Genomic DNA, 6,863 nt, shown 5'->3' on the forward strand with positions numbered 1-6,863 from the left:
GGCCATGACCGCGCCCGCACCCGAACCCCCTGCCGATTCCCCCGCCGACCCCGATACGGACCCCGACGCCGGCCTACTCCCCGGCCCCGTCACGGATCCGGCCGGGCTGGAGCACCGGCTGCTGACCGCGCTCGTCTGCGCCGCCGTCGAACCCGGACTGTCCGGCGTGCTCCTCTTCGACCTGGCGCCCGAACTCGTCACCCCCGTCGCGGATCTGCTCGCCCACCTCCTCGACCTGAGTTCCCCAGGACCGGCCACCGTCCGTACCGTCCTCGGCGCGGCCACCCGGGACGAGGACCTGTGGACGCGGCCCCGGCTGCGACGCGGCCCCGACGGCATCGCCTTCTCCCTCGCGCCGGGGCCGCTCACCGAGCCCGTCCCCGGCCCCGCGCTCGCCGTCGTGCCCGATCTCGCCCGGCTCGGGGTAACCGGGATGCGGGCCGTCGTGCAGTTGCTCGGCGCCGATGTGGCCACTGTCGAGCACTCCGGGCTGCGCCACCGGTGGCGCCCGCGCGCCCGCTGGCTGGCGGCCCTCCGCACCGAGGACACCGAGCGCGTCTCGCCGCACCTCCTCGACCGCTTCCCGGTCCGGCTCTCCGTCGCAGGACTCCGTACGTTCCCGAGCACGTCCGGAGACTCCCCCGGCTTGCCCGGCCCGCTCCCGGACGCCTGGCGAACGGTGCTGGAACCGGCCGCCGGCCATCCGCGTCCTGATCCCCTCAGCCTTACCGACGCGCTCGCCTCCCGTGTCCTCGAACTCCTCGGCCCCGACGCCGGCCACCGCCGCGCCCTCGCGCTCGCCCGCATCGCCCGCGCCCTGACCAGGCTCGACGGCGCCACCGAAGTCACCGCCGCCCGCGCCGAACAGGCCGCGCGGCTGATCGGGCTGCCGTCGGCGCCGCCGTCCCGCGCCCCTGAAGCCCCCGGAGTCACCGGCCCCGGGCCCGCCCCGCCGCCTCCGGGAACCTCAGGTGACCGCCGCACCCCGCGCCGTGGCGACACCGGCCCCGACGGACCCCGCCCCGCCCCGCCGGGCCGGCCGGTGCTCGCCCCCGAACCCGCCGAGCGGATCGGCCCGGCCGCGGCGCCGGGCGCGACGGCGCACCGTACTCCGTACCCGGAGGACGAGGCCGTGCCCCTGGCCGAGTTCGCCTCCCTGCGTACCCCCTGGCGGCGCACCGCGGGGCCCGGTGCCGCGCGCGGCCCGGTCATCGGGGTACGCCGCTCCCGCGACCTGCGGGACCTCGCCTACGTCCGTACGGCGATGGAGGCGGCCAAGTACCAGGCGGTGCGCGGCCGTCCCGAGCGGCTGGCCGTCGCCCCCGCCGATCTGCGCGGCTACGTACGCGCCCCCGAACCGGAACGGATGCTCACCCTCGTCCTCGACCACACCTGCCGCGCCGACTGGAACTGGCACGCCGCGCTCGAACCGTTCCTCCAATGGGCCTACATCCACCGGGCGTCCGCCCAGGTGGTCGAGGTGGGCGGCGCGACGGCCGCGAGTGAGCTGCGCGCCGAGTCGTTCACCGCCCGCAGCCTTCTCGACCCCCGGATCACCGCCGCGCTCACCCGGCCGCCCGGCCGCGCCACGCCCCTCGCCCACGGCCTCGAACTGGCGGGCCAGGCGCTGCGCCGCGCCTTCCAGCACCATCGGGCCGGCCTGGTGGAAGCATGGCTGGTCGTGGTCACCGACGGCCGGGGCAATGTGCCGCTCGACACCAGCCGCCGCGACCTCCGGAGCCCGGACCCCGTCGCCGGTAGGGGAGTCGACGACGCGCTCGCCGTCGCCGGACGTATCAGCGCCATGGACCGTACGCGGCTGCACTGCCTGGTCGTCGACCCGGCGGCCCGGCCCTACGCCGAGCTGCCCCACCTCCTCGCGGACGCCCTCGGCGCCACCGTCATCGAGGGGCGCGTGGGCGGCGGACCAACGGTGGACGGGCACCCGGTGGAGGCGGTGACCGACGGTGGGTGGTGAACCGCACCGGCTTGTCCGCTGGCTCTCCGGCGCCACCGGAGCCCGGCGCACCAGAACCGGCGCCCGGCCCGGGATCACGCCGGTCCCCGCGCACGCGGAGGCCGGTGAACCGGAAGGGCTCGGCGCGGCCCCGGTCGACCCGGGCGCGCGGCTACCGGACGGGATGGCCGTGGTCAGGGTCGTACGGGGACGGCACCCGGGCGGCCGGGAGGCGTTCGGGTTCAGCGCGCGCTGCGAGGGCGTCGCCCCGCTCCCGTACACCACGGGCCCCACCCAGCTCCGCCCCGCCGCGGTCGGCCTGGGCAACGCCCGCGCCGGGGAGGCGCCGTCCGAACTGCTGCGGGCCATCCGCCGTTGGTCGGGCAACCAGCGCGGGATCGCCGACTGGCTCAACCGGGCGCGTGCCGAGCACGGCGCCGGTCTGCACGTACTGATCTGGGACGACACCGGTTACGAGCTGCCCTGGGAGACTCTGTGGCTGCCCGCCGAGCCGGCACATGGGCTGGCGGGCGGACTGCTCGGAGCCCTGGTGGTGATGTCGCGCTGGACGACCCTCCACGAGGTCCACCGCGAACTGCCGCACGCTCCCGGCGACTGCGCGGGCCGGGTCCTCGGCTACTACCACAAGCACATGCACCACGACATCGCCGCCTTCCGTCCCTACTCCCACCAGCCCCACCTCAGGATGAGCGGCTTCCTCGACGCGCTGGACCGGCACACCACCGAGCGCACCGGACTCGTCTACATGGCCTGCCACGGCACCTACGACGAGCGGGTCAGCGCGCTCTCGCTCGCCGAGGTGACCTGGGCCGAGCTGGACGAGCGCACCATGGCCGTGCTCGGCAGGGACCAGGCGCTTGTCTGCCTCAACGCCTGTCACTCGGCGCGCTTCGTGGAGAACGCGGGCGGCGGCGAGGAGGCGCTGCGCGGCTTCGCCGAACTGTTCCTCCGCAAGGGCGCGGCGGGCATCATCGTCACCGCGGGGGAGGTGGGGGACCGGGCGGCCCGAGCCCTCATCAGCCGGCTGGTCCAGGAGGTGATGGCGAGCCCACGGCAGCCCGTCAGCCACGCGCTGCGCGCCTTCCGGGCCCGCGCGGTCGACGACTTCGGCCCCCTGTCGGACATCCCCCGGGCCCGTCATGATGACGGGGAGGTCGACCACGAGGGCCAGAAGCGGGTGCTGCGGCTGCTCCACAGCTTCATGTTCCAGTACTACGGGCATCCCCACACCACACTTCTCCTCACGGACCGGTCCACCGACGAGGCGGAGAGGGGTGCGCCGTGAACGGTGCGGAACCGCCCCTGCTGATCGAGCCCGTCGTCAGCCGGCCGCGCGAGGCCGTGGCGGGCCGCACCTACCTCGTCACGGTCGATCTCCGGGGCCCCCTCGCCCCCGGCGGCACGGACGACCTGGACGGCACGGAGCACGCCTGGCCCTACCGGGAGGAGGAACTGACCTTCACCGTCGGGCTCGACGGCGCCCCCCACTTCGTCTGCGAGGTGCTGGACGACCCGAGCGTCGTCCTGCACCGCTTCGGCGGTACGTACGGGCCCGCGCGCTTCGTCGTGACGGCGGGCCGCCTGACCGGGCCGGCCGGGCTCTGGCTGACCATCAGCAACCAGTGGGGGATGCCGGTACGCAAGGCCGAACTGCCTTGCCGGATCCGGGAACCGGACCCCGGCACGGAGGCGCCGGCACCGGTCGTGGGGTACGTGCCCGGCGCGCCGGCGGACGGCGCCGGTGCGCCCGGAGCTGAGGGGTACGGCATCGGTGGGTACGGCGCCGCCGGGCCGGCCCGCCCGCCCGCACGCCGCCGCGCGGGCGGCCGGGCCGGCCTCCCGGACGCGGCACCGCCCCGGGCCGCCGACCGCCCCGTGCCGGTCCTCCGGGCGGGCGGCGACCGCGCCTGGGCCGCCTGGATCGTGGACACGCTGGAGCGGCACGGGGTGCGCGCGGCCCCGTACCCCTGGGACCCGGCGGACGAGACCCCTCTCGACCGGTGCCTGCGGGATCTCGCGCCGGACCGGGGACCCGTTCTGCTCGTCCTGAGCCCCGCGTTCTTCCGCCGCGGTCCGCGCGACGGCGCGGAGTGGGAGGCCGCGCTGCGCGACGTGCTCGCCCGCCACCCCGGACGCCTCCGCGCGGTCTCCGTCACCACGGCCTCCGAGACGCTGCCACGGGCGGCGGACCTCCTTCGCCCCGTTCCCGTCGCGGAGTCGGCCGCGGCGGAGGCCATCCGTCGGCTGCTCGCCCTCTTCGCCCCGGAGGTACCGGGCGACGCGTCCGCCGGGCCCGGCGCACCGGAACCGGCTTCGGAGCGCGCGGTCCTGTCCGGTGGTGTCCGCTACCCGGGCGAGAGCCCCGCCGTATGGGGCGGTGTGCCCCGGCGCAACACCCGCTTCACCGGCCGGGACACGCTCCTCGACGACGCATATCTCGCGCTCCACGAGCCGGCCGGGACGGTCACCCTGTGCGGCATGTCCGGCGTCGGCAAGACCCAGCTCGCCGCCGAGTACGCGCACCGCTTCGGCGCGGAGTACGACGTCGTGTGGTGGGTCTCCGCCGGGGACCGGGTCCCGTGCCGCCAGGGACTTGCCGAACTGGCCCCGGCGCTCGGCCTGTCCACCGGTGTGGAGTACGGCGAGCGGCTGCGCGCCGCCCGGGACGCGCTGCGCCGCGGCGACCCGTACAGCCGCTGGCTGCTCATCCTGGACGGCGCCGACGAACCGGACCGGATCGCCGATCTCGTACCGACGGGACCCGGCCATGTGCTGATCACCTCCCGCAATCTGGAGTGGGGCCGGCACGGCGGCCCGCTGCTGGAGGTTCCGGTCTACGACCGGGACGAGTCGGTGGCGTTCGTCCGCAGCCGCGCCCCGCGCCTCACTCACGGCGAGGCCGACCGGCTCGCGGCGGCCCTGGAGGACCTGCCGCTGCTCCTCGACCAGACGGCAGGCTGGCTGCGCGACTCCGACCTGTCGGTCGGGGCCTACCTCGACCTGCTCAGGGACGGGGTGGATCAGGACGTCGTCCGGGTCTCCAGCGACTTTCCGCTCGCCTTCCAGACCGGCTGGTCGATCCTGCTCGCCGGACTCCGTGAGACCCTTCCCGAATCGGTCGACCTGCTCCGCCTGTGCACCTTCTTCGCGCCGGGCGCCGTCCCCGTACACCTCGTGCGGAACCTGCCGCCGGAGCATCTGCCGCCCCCGCTCGCCGCCCTGGTCTCGGACCCCGCCCGCTGGAACGGGGTGATCGACAAACTGCGGCAGTACGCGGTCGTACGCCTGGTCGGTCAGGAACCGGACGGCACCGCGGAGGGCACCCTCTCCCTGCACCGGATGGTCCACCAGGTCGTCCACCTCGGCATGTCGGGCCGGGAGCACACGGAGCTGATCGAGGTGGCGCGCCGTACGCTCACCGAGGCGCACCCAGGTGACCCGGCGCGGACCGCCCACTGGCCCCAGTACGCGGAGATCACCCCGCACCTCAAGTGGGCCGACGCGCTCAAGAGCACCGACCCCGCAATGCACACCCTGGTCCTCGACTGCCTGCGCTACCTCTATCTCTCGGGCGAGTACGGCGAGGGCATCGATCTCGGCCGGCGCACCCTGGATACCTGGCGGCTGCTGCTCGGCGAGGCCCACCCGAGGATCTGGGACCTCAGCCACCACTACGCCAACCTGCTGCGCGCCGCCGGGGACTACGCAGGTACGGAGGCCATCGACCGCGCGGCCGTCGACCACCTGCGGGAGGCGCGCGGCGCGCAGGACCTGGAGCATCTGCGCGCGTCGGGCGGACTCGCCGCCGATCTGCGCGGCCTCGCCCGGTACGAGGAGGCGCGGGAGATCTCCCGCTGGATCCTCGCCTCCTACCGGGAACACCTCGGGCCGGAGGACGTCCGTACCCTCAACGCGCAGAACAACCTGGCGGTCTCGCTGCAACTCCTCGGCCGGTACGAGGAGTCCCTGGAGCTGAACCGGCGCACCCTGGAGGTCCGCCGTCGTGTGCTGGGCCCTGCTCACCCCTCCAGTCTCCACTCCGAGCTCAACCACGCCGCCGATCTGCGGCTGCTCGGCCGCTACGGGGAGGCGCAGGCCCTTCAGGAGCAGAATTTCCGCCGCCACCGGGAGGAGCTCGGCCCCGACCATCCGCAGACGCTGCACGCGAGCCACAACCTCGCGTTGTGCGTCTACCGTTCGGGTCCGGCCGGGGCCGGGCCGCTGTTCGCACAGACGCTGGAGCGCTGCGAACGAGTGCTCGGGGACGGCGACCCGCTCACCCAGATGGTCGCGACGAACTGCGCCTGGCTGGCGCGTGAGACGGGCGATCCGGCCGCCGCGCTCATCCGCCACGCGGAGGTGGAGCAGCGCTACACCGCGACGCTCGGACCCGCGCATCCCTTCACCGTCGGGGTGCGCGGAAACAGGGGGCTGACGCTGCTGGCGCTCGGAAAGCGGGGGCCGGGCCGTGTGGAGATCGAGCACGCGTACCGGGGGATGCGGAGCGCGGTCGGCGAGAACCACCCCTGGACGCTGGGGTGCGCGCTCAACGCGGCGGCGACCCGGCTGCTGACGGAGGACACGGTGGGCGCCGTCGTGCTGAGCGAGGACACCGTCGCCGGAGCGCTCCGTACTCTCGGCCCGCGCCACCCGCTCACCCTCGTCTGCCAGGTGGGGTACGCGGCCGGACTGCGAGCGGCGGGGCGCGCCGAGGACGCTGCGGGAGCGGAACGGGCGGCGCTGGACGGGCTGTCGGCCACGCTGGGCCCACTCCACCCGACGACGGTACGGGCCCGAGGCCGGGCCCGTACGCACTGGGACTTCGAGCCGCAGATCATCTGAGGCGGGGCGCCGCGGTGGTCGGCCGGCCGGCACACATGTGTGC

General features: G+C 75.2%; 3 protein-coding genes. All 3 read left to right on the plus strand.

Features of this window, described 5'->3' with window-relative positions:
* Nucleotides 1–4: 4 nt before the first annotated feature.
* From ACFTZC_RS34960 to fxsT, 3 genes are read left to right on the plus strand one after another with little or no spacing between them, the layout of a single operon-like run.
* On the plus strand, nucleotides 5–1,978 hold the full coding sequence (locus ACFTZC_RS34960) for a hypothetical protein (protein ID WP_382896829.1): 1,974 nt from the start codon (nucleotides 5–7) through the stop codon (nucleotides 1,976–1,978).
* Nucleotides 1,968–3,263 (plus strand): CHAT domain-containing protein, encoded by a 1,296-nt coding sequence (locus tag ACFTZC_RS34965; RefSeq protein WP_382896832.1) that lies wholly within the window; start codon nucleotides 1,968–1,970, stop codon nucleotides 3,261–3,263. The genes ACFTZC_RS34960 and ACFTZC_RS34965 overlap by 11 nt, the downstream gene beginning before the upstream one ends.
* On the plus strand, nucleotides 3,260–6,820 hold the full coding sequence (gene fxsT / locus ACFTZC_RS34970; RefSeq protein ID WP_382896835.1) for an FxSxx-COOH system tetratricopeptide repeat protein: 3,561 nt from the start codon (nucleotides 3,260–3,262) through the stop codon (nucleotides 6,818–6,820). Before ACFTZC_RS34965 ends, fxsT begins: the two co-directional genes overlap by 4 nt.
* Nucleotides 6,821–6,863 lie beyond the last annotated feature (43 nt).

The organism is Streptomyces sp. NPDC056987, assembly GCF_042673865.1.
GTDB lineage: Bacteria > Actinomycetota > Actinomycetes > Streptomycetales > Streptomycetaceae > Streptomyces.